Source organism: Citrobacter sp. KTE151, assembly GCF_000398845.1.
Taxonomy (GTDB): Bacteria; Pseudomonadota; Gammaproteobacteria; order Enterobacterales; family Enterobacteriaceae; genus Citrobacter; species Citrobacter braakii.
The window spans coordinates 171,459-190,781 of record NZ_KB976066.1 but is presented as its reverse complement, the minus strand read 5'-3'; the positions used below and the strand labels follow the sequence as shown (position 1 = coordinate 190,781).

General features: G+C 53.6%; 23 protein-coding genes. 1 reads left to right on the top strand and 22 read right to left on the bottom strand.

The window, feature by feature from the left end; all coding sequences use genetic code 11:
* Positions 1-3 precede the first annotated feature (3 nt).
* Together nikR and WC7_RS03410 are read right to left on the bottom strand one after the other, a co-directional pair.
* Complete coding sequence (gene nikR, locus WC7_RS03405; protein ID WP_005121550.1) at positions 4-405, bottom strand: nickel-responsive transcriptional regulator NikR; 402 nt, start codon at positions 403-405, stop codon at positions 4-6.
* 91 nt (positions 406-496) lie between these two features.
* A complete protein-coding gene (locus WC7_RS03410) occupies positions 497-1,357 on the bottom strand; it encodes a LysR family transcriptional regulator (RefSeq protein ID WP_016154869.1) in 861 nt (286 codons plus the stop codon).
* 99 nt (positions 1,358-1,456) lie between these two features.
* On the opposite strand from WC7_RS03410, the gene WC7_RS03415 reads away from it, so the two are divergent.
* The gene (locus WC7_RS03415) at positions 1,457-1,963 is read left to right on the top strand and encodes a phenolic acid decarboxylase (protein WP_016154868.1); all 507 of its coding nucleotides are present in this window, start codon (positions 1,457-1,459) and stop codon (positions 1,961-1,963) included.
* Here WC7_RS03415 and acpT read toward each other — a convergent pair.
* The 20 genes from acpT to WC7_RS03515 form a co-directional block, all read right to left on the bottom strand.
* Positions 1,955-2,545, bottom strand: a complete 591-nt coding sequence (acpT, locus tag WC7_RS03420; RefSeq protein WP_016154867.1) for a 4'-phosphopantetheinyl transferase AcpT — start codon at positions 2,543-2,545, stop codon at positions 1,955-1,957. The two genes, WC7_RS03415 and acpT, sit on opposite strands and share 9 nt — an antisense overlap.
* Before the next feature lies 1 nt (position 2,546).
* Complete coding sequence (locus tag WC7_RS03425; RefSeq protein ID WP_016154866.1) at positions 2,547-3,776, bottom strand: beta-ketoacyl-ACP synthase; 1,230 nt, start codon at positions 3,774-3,776, stop codon at positions 2,547-2,549.
* Positions 3,773-4,504, bottom strand: a complete 732-nt coding sequence (locus WC7_RS03430; protein WP_016154865.1) for a 3-ketoacyl-ACP reductase FabG2 — start codon at positions 4,502-4,504, stop codon at positions 3,773-3,775. The genes WC7_RS03425 and WC7_RS03430 overlap by 4 nt, the downstream gene beginning before the upstream one ends.
* Complete coding sequence (locus WC7_RS03435) at positions 4,501-4,977, bottom strand: hotdog family protein (protein WP_016154864.1); 477 nt, start codon at positions 4,975-4,977, stop codon at positions 4,501-4,503. Before WC7_RS03435 ends, WC7_RS03430 begins: the two co-directional genes overlap by 4 nt.
* Positions 4,974-6,143, bottom strand: a complete 1,170-nt coding sequence (locus WC7_RS03440) for a beta-ketoacyl-[acyl-carrier-protein] synthase family protein (RefSeq protein WP_016154863.1) — start codon at positions 6,141-6,143, stop codon at positions 4,974-4,976. The genes WC7_RS03435 and WC7_RS03440 overlap by 4 nt, the downstream gene beginning before the upstream one ends.
* Before the next feature lies 1 nt (position 6,144).
* Positions 6,145-6,819 carry a DUF3261 domain-containing protein gene (locus WC7_RS03445; RefSeq protein WP_016154862.1) on the bottom strand — a complete coding sequence of 225 codons (675 nt, stop codon included), beginning with the start codon at positions 6,817-6,819 and terminating at the stop codon, positions 6,145-6,147.
* On the bottom strand, positions 6,816-9,134 hold the full coding sequence (locus WC7_RS03450; RefSeq protein ID WP_016154861.1) for an MMPL family transporter: 2,319 nt from the start codon (positions 9,132-9,134) through the stop codon (positions 6,816-6,818). The genes WC7_RS03445 and WC7_RS03450 overlap by 4 nt, the downstream gene beginning before the upstream one ends.
* A complete protein-coding gene (locus tag WC7_RS03455) occupies positions 9,103-9,708 on the bottom strand; it encodes a LolA family protein (RefSeq protein WP_016154860.1) in 606 nt (201 codons plus the stop codon). The genes WC7_RS03450 and WC7_RS03455 overlap by 32 nt, the downstream gene beginning before the upstream one ends.
* Positions 9,705-10,127 carry an acyl-CoA thioesterase gene (locus WC7_RS03460; protein WP_003827529.1) on the bottom strand — a complete coding sequence of 141 codons (423 nt, stop codon included), beginning with the start codon at positions 10,125-10,127 and terminating at the stop codon, positions 9,705-9,707. Before WC7_RS03460 ends, WC7_RS03455 begins: the two co-directional genes overlap by 4 nt.
* A gap of 3 nt (positions 10,128-10,130) precedes the next feature.
* Entirely contained in the window at positions 10,131-11,822 is a 1,692-nt protein-coding gene (locus tag WC7_RS03465) for a glycosyltransferase family 2 protein (protein WP_016154859.1), read from the bottom strand.
* Positions 11,813-12,166, bottom strand: a complete 354-nt coding sequence (locus tag WC7_RS03470) for an ApeI family dehydratase (protein ID WP_016154858.1) — start codon at positions 12,164-12,166, stop codon at positions 11,813-11,815. Before WC7_RS03470 ends, WC7_RS03465 begins: the two co-directional genes overlap by 10 nt.
* Positions 12,153-13,514, bottom strand: a complete 1,362-nt coding sequence (locus WC7_RS03475) for an AMP-binding protein (RefSeq protein ID WP_016154857.1) — start codon at positions 13,512-13,514, stop codon at positions 12,153-12,155. Before WC7_RS03475 ends, WC7_RS03470 begins: the two co-directional genes overlap by 14 nt.
* Positions 13,511-14,092, bottom strand: a complete 582-nt coding sequence (locus tag WC7_RS03480; RefSeq protein ID WP_016154856.1) for a COG4648 family protein — start codon at positions 14,090-14,092, stop codon at positions 13,511-13,513. The genes WC7_RS03475 and WC7_RS03480 overlap by 4 nt, the downstream gene beginning before the upstream one ends.
* A 6-nt stretch (positions 14,093-14,098) precedes the next feature.
* The gene (locus tag WC7_RS03485; RefSeq protein ID WP_016154855.1) at positions 14,099-14,350 is read right to left on the bottom strand and encodes an acyl carrier protein; all 252 of its coding nucleotides are present in this window, start codon (positions 14,348-14,350) and stop codon (positions 14,099-14,101) included.
* Positions 14,351-14,362: 12 nt separating this feature from the next.
* The gene (locus WC7_RS03490) at positions 14,363-14,620 is read right to left on the bottom strand and encodes a phosphopantetheine-binding protein (protein WP_016154854.1); all 258 of its coding nucleotides are present in this window, start codon (positions 14,618-14,620) and stop codon (positions 14,363-14,365) included.
* Positions 14,601-15,434 carry a lysophospholipid acyltransferase family protein gene (locus WC7_RS03495; RefSeq protein ID WP_085951091.1) on the bottom strand — a complete coding sequence of 278 codons (834 nt, stop codon included), beginning with the start codon at positions 15,432-15,434 and terminating at the stop codon, positions 14,601-14,603. The genes WC7_RS03490 and WC7_RS03495 overlap by 20 nt, the downstream gene beginning before the upstream one ends.
* The gene (locus WC7_RS03500) at positions 15,413-16,135 is read right to left on the bottom strand and encodes a beta-ketoacyl synthase chain length factor (protein WP_016154852.1); all 723 of its coding nucleotides are present in this window, start codon (positions 16,133-16,135) and stop codon (positions 15,413-15,415) included. The genes WC7_RS03495 and WC7_RS03500 overlap by 22 nt, the downstream gene beginning before the upstream one ends.
* A gap of 40 nt (positions 16,136-16,175) precedes the next feature.
* Positions 16,176-17,237 carry a class I SAM-dependent methyltransferase gene (locus WC7_RS03505; RefSeq protein ID WP_016154851.1) on the bottom strand — a complete coding sequence of 354 codons (1,062 nt, stop codon included), beginning with the start codon at positions 17,235-17,237 and terminating at the stop codon, positions 16,176-16,178.
* Positions 17,238-17,305: 68 nt separating this feature from the next.
* On the bottom strand, positions 17,306-17,683 hold the full coding sequence (locus WC7_RS03510; RefSeq protein WP_029139728.1) for a hypothetical protein: 378 nt from the start codon (positions 17,681-17,683) through the stop codon (positions 17,306-17,308).
* Positions 17,684-18,152: 469 nt separating this feature from the next.
* Positions 18,153-19,199: an AI-2E family transporter gene (locus WC7_RS03515; protein ID WP_016154849.1), complete on the bottom strand. Its 1,047-nt coding sequence runs from the start codon at positions 19,197-19,199 to the stop codon at positions 18,153-18,155.
* Positions 19,200-19,323 lie beyond the last annotated feature (124 nt).

The following is a 19,323-nucleotide window of genomic DNA, read 5'->3' as shown; positions in this document are numbered from 1 at the left end:
CAATTACTCTTCTTTCGGCAGGCACTGCAGATGACCGTGGCGCACGCCGCGCTGGGAAATCACGTCATCGGCAAAATGCTGCACATCGCCCATGTCACCTTTTAGCACAGCGATTTCCAGACAGTCGTCATGGTTGATGTGCACGTGCAGCGTGGCGACTGATAAATCGTGGTGGTGATGTTGGGTGGAAACAATACGGCTCGCCAGGTCACGCTTCTCATGCTCATAAACATACGAGAGCACTGCGAATCCCTGAGTGCCGTGCTCCTGGGTAGTTTCCTGCGCCAGTGCGCCGCGCAGAATATCGCGGATCGCTTCGGAACGGTTGTTATAGCCACGGCGCTGGCTCAGGCTGTCGAGCGTTTCCAGTAAATCGTCATCGAGGGTAATGGTGACTCGTTGCATCTGCAATTAACCTTTCATGTGGCGCGTGGGCGCACAGGGAGTAAGGGGAATAGCGTATTTTGTAACACACGTCCGGCATCCGGGGAAAAGGTTAATGCTCTCGCAATAAACGCAGCAGGGTTCTTACCTGTTCATCCAGCGGCGCGAGCGTGTCTTTGACGATCAGATGCAGCGGGGTGGCACGGCGAGCGCCATGGCTTAACGGCAGCGGTCGTAATAGCCCCTGCTCAAGCTGCTGCTGAATTCGCTCCTCAGGCAACCAGCCGTAACCGACCTGATACATCACCGCCTCAATCGCGGCATCAATGGTCGAGAAGGTCCAGGCATCGCGCACCGCTTGCTGCGGGTTGTCGCGATCGGCAATGCGAATCAGCGGCCACGCGCGTAACGCGTCTTCATCCAGCGGCGCATCCAGCATGCAGAGCGGGTGATCGCGGTGGGCAACGGCCACGAAGTCAATATTCATCAGCCATTCGCCGCGGCCGGTGATATCCTGGCGTCGGGTCAGGACCATCACGTCCGCATCGGCATGCGCTGCCAGTCGATCGTCAGCATTCTCCAGCACTTCGGTCAAACGTACCTGCGTCTGCGGCCACGCCAGCTGAAACTGCTTGAGGATCGCGAACAGGCGTTTGCGTGGGAAGATGCTATCTACCATGAAATCCAGCCGCGTTCGCGTGCCGTTTTGCAACGTTGCTGCCCGGGTTTCCACCCATAAAAAGGCCTTCAGTAACGGTTTGACCTGGCCCAACAGTAGCTCTCCCGCAGGGGTTAATACCGCCCTGCGACCTTCCGGCGTCAGCAGCGTCACGCCAAGCCGCTCCTGCAGTATCGCCAGATTATAGCTCACCGAAGACTGGCTACGGTTGGTCTCTTCCGCAGCTTTAGCAAAGCTGCCCAGCTCCACGACTTTCTCCAGTAAGGCCCATTGCTCCAGCGTTGTCTTGTGCATAACTCATCTAAAAATTGAATGAATATGATGTAAACATAGCATTATTCATCCAATTTTTGAAGCGGTAAGATCCTCGCATCAAGTAAGAGGAGAACGAATATGAGCACTTTTGATAAACATGATTTGAGCGGCTTTGTCGGCAAACATCTGGTCTATACCTACGATAATGGCTGGAATTACGAGATCTACGTGAAAAACGACACCACTCTGGATTACCGTATTCACAGCGGCATTGTGGGGAATCGTTGGGTGAAGGATCAGCGGGCGTACATTGTGCGGGTTGGCGAGAGTGTTTATAAAATTTCATGGACCGAACCGACCGGGACCGACGTCAGCCTGATCGTGAATCTGGGCGACAAACTCTTTCACGGCACCATCTTTTTCCCACGCTGGGTGATTAACAATCCGCAAAAAACGGTCTGTTTCCAGAATGACCATATTCTGCTGATGATGTCATATCGCGATGCGGGTCCGGCATATCCAACTGAGGTGATTGACGAGTTTGCGACCATCACCTTCGTGCGTGACTGTGGGGCGAATAATGACAGCGTTATTGCCTGTGCGGCGAGCGAATTGCCGGAAAACTTCCCGGAAAATTTACGCTAAGGCTTCCAGACGCTGCACGGCGTCGGCGGTCAGGGTAAACGGCGTGGGGGTACACACCGCCAGGCTCAGGGTATCGAGCTGGCACTGGCTGACTGAGAGTGAGGAGGTTAGCGCGGTGCTGTCGACGCTGACAATTTGCCAGGCGCTGCCGCCACGCTGTTTCACGATAGCTTCTTTACGCGTCCAGATGCGCCAGAACGCCGCCAGCTGTTGCTCCGGGTGTTCGGCCTCAACTTCGGCATGTTCCCTGAGACTGAACACCGTATTTGCCAGCGTCTGCCAGTTATCGCGCGGGCGAACGACTTCAATATCACAGCCGACTTCCCCTTCGTCGCTGAGCAGCAGGGCAATATCATCACCGCTGTGGCTGAGATTGAACCACAGTGGTGTGTCGGCGGAAAAGGCCGGTTTTCCTTGCTCGCTGTAGACGATGTCCGGTAATGGCGAAAGAGTATGGGAAAGCAGCACGCGACCTGCCAGCCAGCGCGCACGACGAGCGCCTTGCGGGGCCTGCTCACGCAGTGCGGCAGGCAGTGTGCCAGCGCTTAAAACAGAAACTTTCCCAAGAACGATCCGGTACATATCAGGGCCAACGTTTAATGATGATAGAGGTATTTATGCCGCCAAACGCAAAGTTATTGCTCTGCAAAAATTCGCAATCAATCTTGCGGGCTTTACCCATAATGTAATCCAGCGCTCCACAATTAGCATCTGGCTGACTCAAATTTAGCGTAGGCGCAAACCAGCCTTCTCGCATCATTTGCAGACTCATCCAGGCCTCTAGTGCGCCACAAGCGCCAAGGGTATGTCCAAAATAGCTTTTAAGCGAGGATAGCGGCACATTATCACCATAAATTGCAGCGGTTGCCTGACTTTCTGCAATATCACCGCGATCGGTTGCGGTACCGTGCGCTGAAATATATCCGATATCGCGGGCGCTAATACCGGCAATATTCAGCGATTTTTCCATGCAAATCTGCATTGTTTCGCGCTGTGGCTGGGTGATATGGGCAGCATCGCAGTTAGTGGCAAAGCTAACGATTTCACCATAAATCGTTGCTCCGCGCGCTTTAGCGTGTTCCAGCTCTTCCAGCACCAGCGTACCTGCGCCTTCTCCGATGACCAGACCATCGCGATTTTCATCGAACGGGGAGGGGGTGGTTTTCGGCTCGTCGTTGCGCTGGCTGGTAGCGAACAGTGTATCAAACACGGCGGCTTCGGAAGGACACAGTTCTTCTGCACCGCCGGCGACCATCACTGTTTGATAACCGTGCCGAATGGCTTCCCATGCGTAACCAATTGCCTGGCTACCGGATGTGCAGGCGCTGGATGTCGGAATGACTCGCCCCCGCAGACCAAAAAATAATCCAGTGTTAACGGCAGTGGTGTGCGGCATCATTTGCACGTAGGTCGTGCCGGTGATGTTATTAGTATGCTTCTCGGTCAGCATGGTCGCGAACTCGCTCACTGGACCGGTACTACCGGTTGATGAACCATAAGCGATCCCGGTTTCACCGTTAGTCAGTACCCGATCGCCAATCAGCCCGGCCTGCTCAAGCGCCAGCTCTGTTGCGCGGGTGGACATCAGCGATACGCGACCCATGGCGCGAATTCGCTTGCGGGTATAGTGTTCCGGCAGAGTGAAGTCGTCGATCGGCGCACCCAGCAGTGTGTGCAGTCCGTCATAAACCTGCCACTCCGGCATTTTGCGTACCGCATTTTCATATGCCAATAACCTGGCGGAGACAGCCTGCCAGTTTTCCCCAAAGGCGGTGACGCCGCCCATGCCTGTAATCACGACACGACGTGTCATAACATCCCTCCATTGATGGAAATCACCTGGCGAGTTACATAGCCCGCCACATCCGACATTAAATAACTGGCAAGCCCGGCCACTTCTTCAGCCTGACCTATCCGTTTCATGGGGATCATCGACATCGCCTCTTTCAATGCGGCTTCTTCCATCTCGATCATCCCGGTATCAATGAGTCCCGGTGCAATGCAGTTTACGGTAATTTTGCGTTTTGCCAGTTCGATGGCCAGCGCTTTAGTGGCACCAATAATTCCGGCTTTTGCCGCACTGTAATTGACCTGACCGCGGTTGCCCATCACGCCCGAAACCGAAGACAGTGTGATGATACGGCCCCCCTTGCGTGCGCTGATCATCGGCATAATGCACGGATGAATGACGTTGTAAAAGCTGTCGAGGTTGGTATGGATCACCGCATCCCAGTCGTTATCACTGAGCGCAGGGAAAGCGGCATCACGAGTGACCCCAGCGTTGCTAACAATGCCGTACCATGCGCCGTATGCCTCAATATCTTGCGACAGTATTTCGCGGCACCGCTCGCGATTGGCAACATCAAATGTCAACAGGCGCCCTGCGCCGCCAGCGGCGAGGATAGCATCCAGCGTTTCTTGTGCTCCTTGCACATCGCGATGATAGTGTACGCCGACCACAAAACCGTCCGCGGCCAGTTGTCTGGCGATGGCGCGACCGATACCTTTGCTGGCACCCGTAACTAAAACTGAACGGCTCATGTGGACGCTCCTTGTTGAAATAGCGTGTTAATTTCTTCTGATGTCGGCTGGAAGGTGTTAACGCGACCGGTTGCCAACGTCTCGTTGTCTGCCTGGATGGCACATTCAAAGCTACCGAATCGTGCATCCTGCATCAGCAATTTGACATGGATGCTCAGCTTCTTCCCGGCAGGCAGAACACCTGTGGCACAGACTAACTCACGTGCGCCCAGTACCATGCCTAACGTAATACTCGCCTGACCTTGTTGCTGGCGGTGCCAGCCAGACCAGACGCCAATGGTCTGCGCCATCAGTTCCAGTGCGAACCAGCCAGGTAGATTGCCATCGGGGTCGAGGAAAGGGGCCAGTACGCTGTTTGCTGATACCGTCACGTGGCAGATGGCGGTTTCGTCCGCCACACTGACGACCTCTTCAAGAAGCAGCATCGGCGCATCATGCGGCAAATAGTCGCCCGGTGATAAATAGTGGCTCATGAGATTCTCCCGAGCAGGATGCTGGCATTATTACCGCCGAATGCAAACGAATTAGACAAGATAACCGGGCGAGTCAGCGGCTGTGGCTGTTCAATGATGCCGCAGGCTGGCAATGTTTCATCGCGTGGTGACTGGCTAAAATCCTGCGGTGGTAGCGGCAGGTCGCGTTGCAGAATCAACACACCGATAGCGGCTTCGGTGATCCCCGCGGCGCCCAGTGTGTGCCCGGTCAGGTGTTTGGTTGAACTGCACGGGACCGTTTCGCCAAATAGCGCGCTCACGACGTTGGACTCAATCTGATCGTTTAGCGGTGTGGCGGTACCGTGCAGATTGATATAGCCCACGTGTTCCGGCGTCATTCCTGCGTCGTTAAGCGCCAGGTCGATGGCGCGAATGGCACCTTCCCCCTGTGGATGGGGAGCCGAAATATGGTACGCGTCGCTGGATTCGCCGACGCCAAGGAGCGCGATAGGCTGTGGCTCGCGGGTTAATACCATCAAGGCGGCACCTTCGCCAATGGTGATCCCACAACGGTCACGGCCAAACGGCTGACACAACGTTGGGGAGAGTGATTCCAGACTGTGGAATCCGTTGATTGGCATTCGGCTTAGCGTATCCGCACCACCGACAATGGCGATATCGACCAGACCAGATTCGATCAAACGACGTCCGCTCATGATAGCCCTTGCACTGGACGAGCAGGCGGTTGAGAGCGTAAAGGCCGGGCCATCCAGCGCCAGCCAGTGGCTAAGAAAACGCGACGGATCGCCCAGTTCCTGTTGCGGATAGCGCCAGTCAGTGCTCTCTTTGCCGTTGAGCATCAAATCAACGTGAACGTCACCCTCATCCAGGCCGGAGGTGCTGGTGCCGAGAACAACAGCAATACGATCGCGACCAAATCGGGCGATAGCGTCGTCCACCTGCGGCTGGATTTGCATCAGTGCTGCCAGCAATAGCTGGTTGTTGCGCGAACGATGAGCGCTAAAGTGCTGAGGAATAGCGGGTAACTCACCGTCAACGCCTGCTAACACGGCGGATGGGTGTCCTTGCAGCCAACCCGTGCGCGGGCGCATTCCCGGCGCTATGCCACGAGTGAGGTTGGCTGCGATTTCATCAGTGTTATTGCCCAACGCGTTAATCATGCCAACGGCAGAAATGTAGATCATCTCAGTCACCCAGATATTGAATGGTGATGTGGTATTTAAAAACGTGCTGCTCAATGCTGATCGGTTCGCGTTTTCCTCTTCGATTCAGATACGTGATTTCCGTGACCACTTTGCCGCGTGCATTGCGCAGCTCACGCTTATCACCCGTATCGACGAGCGTCCAGCCTGTGGGTAATTGCGGTTGCCAGGTGCTAATCGGCCAATGGCTAAGCATCACGTCAGCCAGCACCTGGCTGGCTGGCGGCAATTGTGGAATGATGATCGATTGCTCGGTGTGCAGTCCTTTTTCATCGTAAGTCACGAGGAACAGGCGAATGCCGACTGATGACAGCCCGGCAAGTGTGATTTTCTTGTCATCAGCATTGAGCATGACCAACAGTGACTGAGTTTTGCCGTTAAAACTTCCGGTTAGTAGTTGTTGCGAATTCACCGCGGGAGAAATACCCGGAGCAGGTAGCGTTACACGAGTACCCGGCTCTAACCAGGCTTGCGGGCGGCCTTTCTGTTCCGGCTGTGAGTGGCTGCAACCTGCCAGCAGCAACGTGGCGACGAGCAGGCTCCGTCGGATGGCGCTGCGCTTATTCGGTCTACAAATGGCGTGCTGACGTAGATCGGATAAGGCAATGCCGCCATTCTGCAAAAGCCCACTCAACCAACGAAATATCGGTTTACTCATCGTTTTTTCTTCTCTCTTTTCGTTGGCATCGCCAGCGGTGACAGCAAAAATGCGGTGAAAATACCGCTTACTAGCACAATGCCAAAACTGCTGATTGCCTGAGTGGCACTAAAGACCAGCATGCCGAGCGTCAGGAGCGTGGTCATCATCGCCAGCGTGATAGCCAGCAGCGACGTCAGTGGCGTACCGCGTGGATTACTGAAAAACAGCGTGTAGTTAATGCCAATTCCCAGTACCAGCACCAGTGCCAGCAGCGAGAACAAGTTGAGCGCATGACCGCTCAGGGCCAGTACTGCCAGACCACAACCTAAAGACAGCACTGAGGGCACCAGGCTAATTAAGCCCTTACGCCAGCCAAGCCGAATGACAGCGCCACAGGCAATCACCGCCAGCGCAATGCACAGCAGGCCGGTCAGAATATGGCGATAAAGGGCAAACAGGTTGTCAAAGCTGCTCTTGCGATCCACCCACGCCACGCCGGAATATTTCGCGCTGAGCGTATTTAAAGCATCACTTTGTTTCACCCCTTCAACGGGAACCAATACGCTGCTTTCGCCATCAGCCAGAGACAGCCATAGCAAGCGCCAGCCTTCACTGGCTGGGCTGGCAAGCCAGGCTTCGACGGTTACAGGCATGGCGCTAAGATCGGGGTTCACCGTTGCCAGCCCGGCGTTGTTTAGGGCTTTCGTGATGGCGGGAGAAGCATCTTTTAGCAGAGAGAGATCCTGGTGTTGCCGGGCGAGTGAATTGAGCGTAATAGTGCGATATCCGCTGAGTAACCCGTCTTTTTTTGCCTGTTCCAGCGCGGGGGTAAAGGTTTCCAGCCGCTCCAGCGTTTGCTGAGCGGATTTGCCGTACACCACAAACCACTTCTGGTCGACGCTTTGCCCGGTCAGGGCGGTAATCGCTTTTTCCTGAGCGAGAATTTCCTGCGGCAGCGCCTGTAACTGGGAGATATCATCATCTACGCGCAGCGTCGCTATTCCTGCCAGCGAGAACAACGCCAGTGCCAGCGGCAGGCCAACGGAGAGTTTTTTATTGCGTCGCCATGCAGCAAGCCAGCGTAGCATGAGTACCATTGCCGGCACCGGGCGTACCGGCAACCGACGACACAACCACGGGTGCCAGAAAATGACCGTCAGGCAGGAGGCGCTCAGACCTACCGCCGCGAATACCGCCATCTGGCGAATACCGGGGAAGGGGGCCAGCATCATAATCAGATAAGCCGCTACGGTGGTGAGTAGCGCCAGGAGCAGGGCATTGCGCACTTTGGCAAGGCTTTGCCATGGCGATGTTTCCGCACCGTGCACCATCCGTTCGGTCAAATAGTAGAGCGTATAGTCGGCGGAAATACCGATGATGCTCATGCTCATCACCAGCGTCATCAGATGGAGCTCGCCAAAAATCAGCAGCGTGACGACGGTCCCCGCCAGCGCACCAATGCCAATCGAAATCAGGCACAGCAGCAGCGGACGCAGCGAACGAAATACAGCCACGATGAGCAGGATCACCCCGACCACAGTGGCTATGCCGAGAGTAGAGATATCTTTTTTCGCCTGCTGGCTGGCGTAATCGCTATAGAACAGCGTCCCGCGAGATAGCAGTTGAGCCTGTGGATAGTGGGCTTTGAGCTCACCTTCCAGCGTATTCAACGTGGTGACCAATTGGTGCGTCTGTTGCATATCAAACGATGAACCGGTCAGTTCGCCATGTAACAGATACCAATAGTTGCCTTGTTCATCCTGGGTGACCAACCAGCCGTCCATCAGGCGCAGACGCTGCCCAGTTTTGGCCATGGCCAGCTGCGAGCCACGCATCAGCATGAAGGGATCGTTTTGTAGCTCTTTGCCACTGACGCCGGAGAATGCGGAGTAAAGTTGGGACAGGATCCACTGGCCCTGCGCTTCGCCGCCGTTTTGCAGCCGGGCGCGGGTCTCGTTATCTATCAGGCCGTTACGATGTTGCCAGAAGAATGCCCCCCAGGCCTGCTGGCTGTCGGCATCCATTGGACCTTTTACCTGGGCTAGCGCGTGCGATTTTTGCAGTAAAGCCAGCCAGTCCCGGGCTATCGCTGGGTCCGGTTGCTTACCGGGACTCACCAGCCAGACCACCTGACGGTCAAGGCGCTGCATAAATCCCTCGTTCAGACCCGGAGGTATAGCGCCCAGCGTCTGCTTTGGCAACATGGCCAGCACGCTGCTGTTAAGGCGGGCCTGAGGTAGCAGCGTCAGAAAGATGCCCAGCAGAAGCAGGCAGATGACTCCCCATAACAGCGCGGGACGTTTACTGGGCGGCAAAGCGTTGGCGTTCGTCATCGGTCAGTTGCGCTGGCGTTAGTTGGTGTTGGGAAAGCGCGATATCGGTGCGATCGCCCTGTTTATCATTGAGCTGAATGCTCTCCAGGTAGGTCTTTCCTGCTAAATCAATCGTCGCAAAAATCTTATCCAGCGGTGTGGTGATTGGCGTCAGGCGTAGCGTCCAGCGACCTTCTCCTAAGTCTGCGAACTCCACGCGGAAGTTTTGTTCCAGCACTTTACGATCCGCCTGGAATAACGCCCGTAGCAGATGATTAAACTGGAACATTTGCGGGTTATTCTCAGCGGTAACGGTCTGCGGTGGTTGACCGTTAATTGCCTGAACCATCCGTTTGTCATCCAGCAGCAGCTGCATCGGGAACGGGGACGTTTGATCCCACAGCAACCCCTTGTCGCGGGCGATCAACATCTTGCCCTGAGATCGCAGCGGTTGTGGTAGATCCTTTATCGTCCGGGTTTGATTGAAGTGGGCGCGAACCACCGGTTGTTCGGTAAAACGCTGTTGTAGGGAGTCGAGCGTCAGGGCACTGACGAAAGGGCTGACGAGCAGCACGAGCAATGGCCATAATTTCATGGTGTCACTCCCATCCGTTCAAACAGAATATCCGGGCTGACAAAGCACAGTTCACGGCTTTTTTCGTCGACGGCGACCTGGATGGTGTAGCCTGTTGTAGCACGTTTACCTGTTTCGGCATCAAAAATTTCGTAGCCGATTCGCAGGCGATTTTCGTACTCTTTAATTTGGGCGCGTACACGGATACGCTGCTCGAAAGTCAGCGCATTGCGATACTTCACCCGAGTGTCGACCACGGGCCACAGATAGCCAGATTCTTTCATCTGCCGATAGCCATAATCGAATTGGTTCAGCAGTGCCTCACGGGCAATCTCGAAGTAACGGAAGTAGTTACCATGCCACGCTACGCCCATCATATCGACGTCGTGAAACGGAATAGTTAGCTCGACTTCAGCCGTAAAACGGGGATCGTTAAGCACCCTTTACTCCTTGTCATTGGTGTCCGGCAGTTGCCAGAAATCGAAAAAGTTAAACCAGTCGAGGGGCGACTGAAGCGCATAGTGCTCAAGGCGTTCGGCGTAGCGATCGACAGTATTCTGTAATGCCTGTTGTCGTGTGGCGCGCGGTAAGAGCAGCGGGTCGGCAAACGGTTCGCAGTAGATGTGGAGTTTCTCCTGCTGGCGCAGGGCAAAAATCAGATCTACAGGGCAGCGTAAAATAGACGCAAGAATAAACGGGCCCTGAGGGAATGGCGCGTGTTGCCCCATAAAGCGGCTCCAGCACACACGCCACTCGCCGCCGCGTTGGGGATTGACTGCGATGCGATCGCCTACGATGGCTACCCATTCACCGCGCTCCAGTTTCTCTTTGAGCAGAATGGCAGTATCTGGACCAATACTGTTCACCGGGAGCAGATTTAATCCAGCCTGCGGCGCCATCTCTTGCATGATCTGTTTAAAGCGTTGGGCGTTATCGCTAAATACCAGCGCATTGATTGTTTTACTGCCCTGTAGCTGGGCCAGTGCCCGACAGGCTTCGACATCTCCAAGATGTGAAGCCAGCAGCAGTTTTCCCCGAGGATCGCTGACATTTAGCGTTTTTTCTGCGCCTGGTGCAAAAATCACATCGCGACCGAAGTGCAGTTCACCGCGCCAACTGGCAATCTTATCCAGCATCGCGCCGCCAAAACGCAGGAAATGCTGATAACTGGTCAGGTTTGGCGGTACTGGCATCCGGCGTGTGATCAGTTGCGCTCTTACGCGGCTAATCCAGCGTTGAGAGGCTTTTCGGGCAGTTGAAGCGCTGAGCCAGTATACGCCGACGACCGGATACAGCAGTAGGGAGAAGGCTTTGCGACCCAGTACACGCCAGACCAGCAGCATCAGACGCATTCCCCACAACCCTTTGACTTCCTGCTGCTGCGCCCAGTGTGTCGATGAACGACGACACAGCAGGGAGGGGATGCGCGGCAACATGCCAAAGAACAGGCGAGTGTGCATCAATGAAATGTGCAGATTGTCTTTAAGCGCGTCGAAATGGGATAGCCCGTCCTGCGGATAGGTGACTCGCGTGGGGATAAAATAGCTGGTGTTGCCTTGCCAGTAGAGGCGCACCATCACTTCAGTATCAAAATCCATCCGTTTGCCGAGCGTTACGCGCTGTGCCAGTTGCAGCGTGGGAGCCACCGGATACACCCGGAAGCCGCACATACTGTCTTTGAGCTGCAACGAGAGCGTTTCTATCCACACCCAAATATGGGTTACCCAACGACCGTACAGGCGCGAGCGAGGGACCGAATCATCGTAAATCGGTTGTCCGGAAATCAGTGCTGTCGGATGTTCTTTTGCCAATGCAAGCAGCCTGGGAATATCTTCAATGGCATGTTGCCCGTCGGCATCGACCTGCACTGCATGACTGAACCCGGCATCTGCTGCCGTCTGCATTCCGCGAATAACCGCCGCGCCTTTGCCTGCGTTGATGGGCAGGCGAATTAACGTCAGATTGCTGTATTCTGCCGCCAGGCGTGCCAGTTCATCTCGTGTAGTCTCGTCGCTGCCATCGTCCACCACAATGCAGGGGAGATTGAACGGCCGAAGACGATCCAACACGTCCGACATCATCGCGCCGTGGTTGTAGCAGGGGATCAACACGCATGGGGAAAAGGTCAGCGGCATAACCGAATCTTCCCGCTGCTGGCGGTATGGCGCACGTCACCGTCGTGGCGCTGGTAGCTAAAAGTGAGCATCTGACGCGCTTCCTGCCAGCTCAGACTCAGGGTGACGGTGGCCTCTGGCAATAGCGGTGACTGGAACTTCACGTTTTGAATACTGTGAAAACGCCAGCCAGGGACCAGCAGCGTGGTGGCGTAATCCATCGCCCAGTTTAGCTGTGCAACGCCCGGCAGCAGTGGCTGCACGCTAAAATGCCCGCTGAACCAAAACAGAGAAGGGTCGAGTTGTAAAACAATATCAGCCTGATGAGGCAGTGCCTGATGGCGCTCGATTTCATGGGGTTTCATGAAATAACTCCTGTAATTGCGCATAGACACGCTTGTTCATACTGTTGACCGGAATCTCATCAATCACCCGCCAGTAGCGGGGAACAGCGACCGGCTCCAGCCAGGGCAGCAGCGAACGTCGCCAGGTCAGTTCTTGCGGTTTACCACCGCACTCAAGCCAGCGTTGCCGGGCTTCGTCATCCAGTACCAGCAGGACACCAACGCCCTGACGTCCTCCGCGTGAGACGGGCAATGCTGCGACTTCACGGATACCGTCCAGTGCCAGTAAACGTTGCTCCACCTCGCTGAGTGAAATGCGTTTCTCTTCAATCTTGACCACCCGCCCGCGTCTGCCCATCAGACGGAACTGTCCGTTTTCGATAAACTGAAGAATATCATCGAGTAACAGGCCATCATCAGCTGCAATTAGTGGTGAAAACACACGAAACGCGTCGTCTTCTGACTGGAATCTGACTCCGGGAAAAGGCAGCCATGTCACATCATCCTGATGGCGATAGCGCCACGCGAGGATTCCGGTTTCAGTGCTGCCGTAGATCTCATCGGGCCAGACATTCAGCCAGTCAGCAGCCTGCTTGACGTCCTGCCAGGACAGCATGCCGCCCGCGGAAAGAATCAACTCGATTGGCGGCGGTGTCAGGTGGTGGTCGAGGCGTTTCAGAAACGCCGGACTGCTGATAAACGCATACCGATGATCAGGGCTCAGTGCCGCCAGTTGTTCGGCATACCAAAGCATCGCCGCATGCAGCGGGAGGCCTAAAGCCATCGGCAAGAAGATACGAAACGTCAGACCATACAGGTGTTGCGGTACCACTGACGCGACGACCCGGCAACCTGCCAGACGATCAGCAAAACGCGTAGCGAGCAATGCTGCTTCGCTATCCAGACGAGCAATCGGTTTGATTACGCGTTTCGGCTGGCCGGTCGAACCGGAAGTGAATAGCTCCACAAAGGCGTCACTGCGTATTATCGGGAACGTGATGTCGTGGGCCACAGATGTCATGGCAGAGCTGACCACTCGCAGCGTTCCCTGCCAGTCCAGCGCTTTATCGCTCAGTACGCCATCAAACAGCAAGTGCTGCTCGTTTAACAACGAAACGCGACAATGTCCCGGGATCACCGGTGTTTTGCCAGCATGGAGCGTTGCCAGCAACGCGACGATGAATAAATAGCTGTTCTCGAAGCATAATGCCCAGCGTTCACCTTCCTGCTGCTGCAGTTGCGTTATCAACTGGGCCACATCATGGCGCAGATGGCCAAGTGTCCACGTATGATCTTCTTGCCACGCAACAGGAATGTCGTCCGGTCGTGGGGCACAGAGCCATTGAGCAAGTGTGAGGGGCTGCTTCATTGGGTATCTCGCTTTATCACCAGTTGGCGAACTAACCACTCGCCTACCATCAATGTTCCCATCAGCAGATAGGAAACCATACCGTTCCAGGTCGTCCACAGGGTCATATCGCCATTCAATGCAGTAAAGAGCGCAACGCTGCCATTGATGATGAAAAAGGCGCACCAGATTAGTGTCACAAGGTACGTGTAGCGCACGCCTGCTTCGGGCAGATTTGGTTCGCGCAGCCGCGCCAGACGTTCAACGATGGGCATCGCTGACCACAGAGAACCACCAAAAACCGACAGCATGACGGCGTTTACCACTACGGGATAAAACAGCAGCAGCTGGTGCGTTTTGAGCAGATAACTGGCAATGCATAAGGTGATACCCGCGATCACCACTACCTGTGTCACGACGCGCAACGGTCCCGCCTGTCGCCGGACCTGGCGAAAGCGTAAAAAAAGGAGTAGCGCCATTAACGGCAGCAACCAGTGCAGACTGTTATGCGCCAGGCCAAACCAGATCAAAAACGGCCAGGCCAACAACAGTAGACCTGTCAGCAGTTGTACGACTGGCAGGGAGCGAGTGCCTGACACGGTGAATTACGCTTCTATGAGAAGGCGTTCAACCGCATCGACGACATCTTGTACGGTGCGTACTGCTTTGAACTCTTCCGGCTTGATTTTCTTACCAGTTTTCTTTTGAAGATGCACGATCATGTCGACTGCGTCGATGCTGTCGAGTTCCAGATCTTCGTACAGGCGCGCCTCAGGCTTAATATCTTGCGGGTCAACTTCAAACAGCTTGACCAGCAGTGAGGAGACTTCTTCGTAAATGGCTTTTTGTTCGGTCATAACGGACTATCCTCAGGCACGTTGCGCGTGAATGAAAGATGCCAGCGTGGCGACGGAGAAGAAGTGCTGACGCATTTCTTCGCTCTCCGCTGAGAGGACCACGCCATACTCGTTTTTCACCGCCAGACCCAGCTCCAGGGCATCGATTGAGTCCAGGCCTAAGCCATCGCCAAAGAGTGCCGCTTCGGTTTCAATATCGTCAGCTGTTAGTTCGTCGAGATTCAATGTCGTTATAATGAGATTTTTGATTTCAAGATAAAGCGCTTGCATCATTAATTCCTGAAAGAGGTAAAGTACCTGGTTGTAATTGAAGCAAAAGATGCCGGTTCAACTGCCTTGCGGCCAGCGCCGGTTCTTGTGAATTTGCGTCGTAAAATTGGTCGATCTTAACCCGCTCGTGTACTGAAATGGTAAACATGGGTTTTACCGATGGGACGTCGTACCATTGGCTTTCTTTGTTCAGCATTTGTTCGCTGCATTTAATGGTCACTATGCGTAAATCACTGCTGCAGCGCACGGCGATATTCGCCGCACCACGCTGTAACGTCATTTCCTCTCCGGGGCGTGTACGGGTTCCCTCGGGGAAAATTAAAATAGTATCGCCTTGTTCCAGACGTTGCTGGCACGCGGGCAATAGCGCGTCAGCTTGGCTGTTAATCAGATAATCTGCCGCCCGGACCACGCCGCTGAGGAACGGATTTTTTAGTAGTGCACTTTTCACCAGACAGTCGGTTTCGGGCATTACCGATGCCAGTAGCACGTAATCGATGAGCGTCGGGTGGTTGGCGACGACCAGGCATCCTTGTTCATTGCGTAAAATATCTCGTCCTTCAATTTGGTAGTCCAACACACCAAGCCGTTTCGCCACCGTTAAAAAGAGGCGAAAACTGGCGGCGATGCTGCGTCTGGCGATACGCCGACGTCGGGCTTTATCCCATATCGCGATCAGCAAGACGTTAAACCAGAACGTAGAAAGAAGGAGTCCGCCGAGGCCAAACAGGGCAAAGCAAAGACCGGTCATCACCAGTCGCCATACCCGGTTAAGCCGCAGGAGCATCGTGTTCATCCCTGACTCCACTGCCATTGTACGCGTTCGCCAGACAGGGTAAACGCCTTGGTATCTTGCAAGTAATGTTGTAAAAACAATAGGCTTTGCGGCAACGTTGTCTCACCCCGCCCGCAGTGCGGACGGGTTTCACATTGCCAGCTATCACCGGATTCAATGACCAGCGCGACGGCAAACGGCCATGTTGGCATGTCAGGTGGTAACTGTGGGTGATAAAACTCGGGCAGAAAACCGTCGAAATCGACCATCAATACGCGCTGATATCCCGCCTGCAACAGCCCGATGACTTCACATAGCCCTTGCTGGAACGTATCCCTGCCAGCAGAAAGCGAGGAGGAGGCAATCGGTTTTTTCGCAGCGATCGTCAGGTTACCCACAGCAGAGTTATGTACAGAGAGGGCAAAATCGGTTGGTGAGAGTGCCTGCCCAGTCGCCAGGGCGTGCAGGATCCTGTAGTTACGCTCCAGTTCACCATGGCGGCTTGTATACAAAACAGCATTGATATCATGGCGGCGTAGCATCGCCAGCCCACAATCGACGGCCAGTTTGCTGCCGGAACTGAGGCGGCGAGCCGTCATCATCGGTAACTCGTTGAGCTTAACCAATGGCGCAGTGGGATCGATGGCGTGCGAAAGCCGTGACCATTCATGCCACTGTTCTGTTTCGCTTAACCCTGGCGCCCTGGCCTGCCAGTCTATAATGTTGAAAGCAAATTTCATCAACGCGTATCCGCGGTAAATCGGTTGTTCCGATTGTTTCTTATTTTTTCTTCTGACATATCAATAAAGTATGCCCAACACCTAAGTTGTCGTGGCGTTCATCTACCTGAAAACCTGCCAGATTCAGATAGTGATAAAACCTCTCTACGCTGTAGAAACGGCTGTTGCCATTCGCCATACAGGTAAAATAAAGCGAAGACGCATTCAGGCTAAATGAGGCCGCTTCAAATTTTTGGGCATCCCAAAACAGTTCCATAATGAACAGCTTCGCGCCCGGTTTCATCACCCGAGCAACGTTGCGCAGCATAGCGATAATTTGTTCCGGAGAAAAACAGTCCAGAAATTGACTCATCCACCAGATATCAGCGCCGGCAGGTAAAGGCGAGTCGCTAAGCATATCCACAGCATGGAAATTTATGCGATGAGATAATCCTGCATTTTCTATATTTTCGCGGGCAAGTGCAATTTGTTGCGGCAAATCTAATAGGGTGACAGTAATATTGTCATCATGTTGACAACAACGTAATGCCCATTTCCCGGTATTTCCGCCGACATCGTACAGGGTTGCAGGGGCGCTGGCGAATACATATGGCAATGCGGCATCAAATGCTCCATCTGAATAGTAATGATCGAAAGCAAACCAACTTTCACGCGCAGCCAGCGGTAATTGTGATAGTGCAGGATAGATTGTTGACCAGTCGCCAAAAGTTTTTAACCCTACGGGTTTTCCTTCTTTAAGTGCATTTTCCAGATAGAACAGCCCCTGATAACAAACATCCTGGGTGAAGTCCATATTCACACGCGTCATCGTGTCATGTAAAAGAAAATGACCGACTTTAGCGAGGTAATAATATCCCTCTTTGTGGGTAATGATGCGCCCACTTAACCCCATATCCAACAGGATGCTGGCGGCATATTCGTTGATGGTGCTGTTTGCGGTAATCTCGTCGAGCGTGGCGCCGCGTTTACCTTGCTTGTCCAGCCAGGTGAGTACTCCAGCATTTCGCAGACACAACGCGGTTTGAAATAGCATAGGGGCAAAGGCGATACGTTGTGCTTCAGTAATGGCATCCAGTGCGCTAAGCGAATCCTGTTCGTACATGTGGGGACAACCTGTTTAATGGCAGATAGTAAGAGTATCGGGCCTTTTCGGCCCGACTTTAGGCGTAATTACAGATTGGCGCCGGCTGACAGATTAAGCTGGATGTCTTTATCCAGATTGCGTACCCAGCGGTTGTAGTTTTTGTGAATCTTTCCACCAGAAGCCTGCAGGTTGAGGCTGCTGTCATATTTGATGTCATAGCTGGTGGCGGTATAAGTGATACGGACTTCAGCCACATGATCGCGGGTTTGTTGGCGAGCTTTAATAATACCTGGTCCGGCTTCGGACATGACCCATTGGCGTTGAATACCGGCTTTCAGGATCGCGGTTTTAACCTGGTCCTGAGTATGTCCCGCGCTCACACTGGTGTGAACTTGATCAATCGGCGCAGTACGTGCACAACCCGCTAGTGCACCGACAACGGCAATGGCTGCAAACCACTTAATATACTTTTTCATTAAAACTCCCTCTCAAAGTACCGTTTATACATGTTAACTTATAAGCTCCGGAATCATGATGCACCCTTATCACCTGCAATTTTATTTAAACTAAATTAGCGTTTTATTTCACTCTGTTGATAGCGAGGCAATGAGATAACCGGATGATAATATTCTATGACTTTCTTCAACAGAAATTTTTCAGCGTCATCATCGGCGAGAAGTATAGATTTTTAGAGAAAACGTATCAAATAAAATAACCTTTAAATCTAAGTGGATAGTTTAAGTTAAATGCTTTGGAGGTGTTCGTTATTTTTATGTGTTTTGGCAAAGAATAATGCATATGGATTATATGTTTCCTTTATAAAAGAATGAATTCCTTTTCACTCTTTATTTAAGATAAGCCACTGTATATAGCTGTGTTGACGTCATTTTAACGTCAATATGGAAATATAATAACTACCTCGGTTGGTAGTTTTCAGGGTAGCCGACTTTTGGGCCTGCCGGGTCCCAGCAAAATTGCCAGTTTGCTACCGCCTGTGGTGGTTTCCATCCAGATTTTACACACGCTGGTTAACGGCACGGAGAGCAGCATACCTACCGGACCAAGCAGCCATCCCCACACCAACAGAGAGAGAAAGACGATTAGCGTCGATAATCCCAGCCGGTGCCCCATCATGCGGGGCTCGAGGATGTTGCCAATTACCATATGCACCACCAGAAACAGCGCCCCAACCAGCACACATTCGTAAACGCCGTTGAACAGCAGTGCCTGGATCATGGGTGGAACGGCGGAAATGACCGAGCCAATGTTGGGCACGTAGTTTAGCAGGAATGCCAGCACACCCCACATCAGAGCAAACTGAATCCCCATTAGCGCCAGTCCCAGCCAGACGATGGCACCGGTCCATAAGCTGAGCAACGTTTTCAGCGCCAGATAGTGAGAAACACCTTTCAGCGCCCGATGCAGCCCCGCAATATGGATTTGGGGATTGTTCAGCGCAAAGCGCAGCTTATAGGGGACATGACGCACCTCAAACAACATAAAGACCACCGTCATCACCAGCAGAACGACGCTGGCCATGGCACCGGAAAGACTTGTCATCAGCGTGGTTGTGAAGGTCATCAGCTTGTCGGAGTCCATACGTTGCAGCATGCGCTCCGGGGACATATGCAGATTCAGAAAAGGTACCATCTCTTGCAGATACAGAACCTTGCGCGTCAGCTCCTTGTTGTATTTTGGCAGCATGGCCATGAATTCAGTAATGGATGACGCCAGAACACCGATTAACGCCGTAAGAACGATCAGCATCACCACCACGACTAACGTTATCGCGACCGGCCGACGTACACCCCGGCGAATAAACCAGGTGACCAGCGGATTCAATACAATGGCAAAAAAAAGGGCCAGCAGAAGCTGTACGATGATATCCGCCGCGGCATGAATACCCGCGAGGATCACCACCAGAGCGGCCAGTTTGAGCAGAATGTGCAAGCCCGTTTTATCGGGCTGGGCGGTTGTCATGTCGTCTTCCTGTTTGCGTTTTTGCATTAAGTGTAGCGGCTGGCTTGCGACTGATATTCCTAAACTGACTACTGATTTCTGCCCGGCAACATGGTAGAAATGAAACACTGTTGTGAAAACGTGG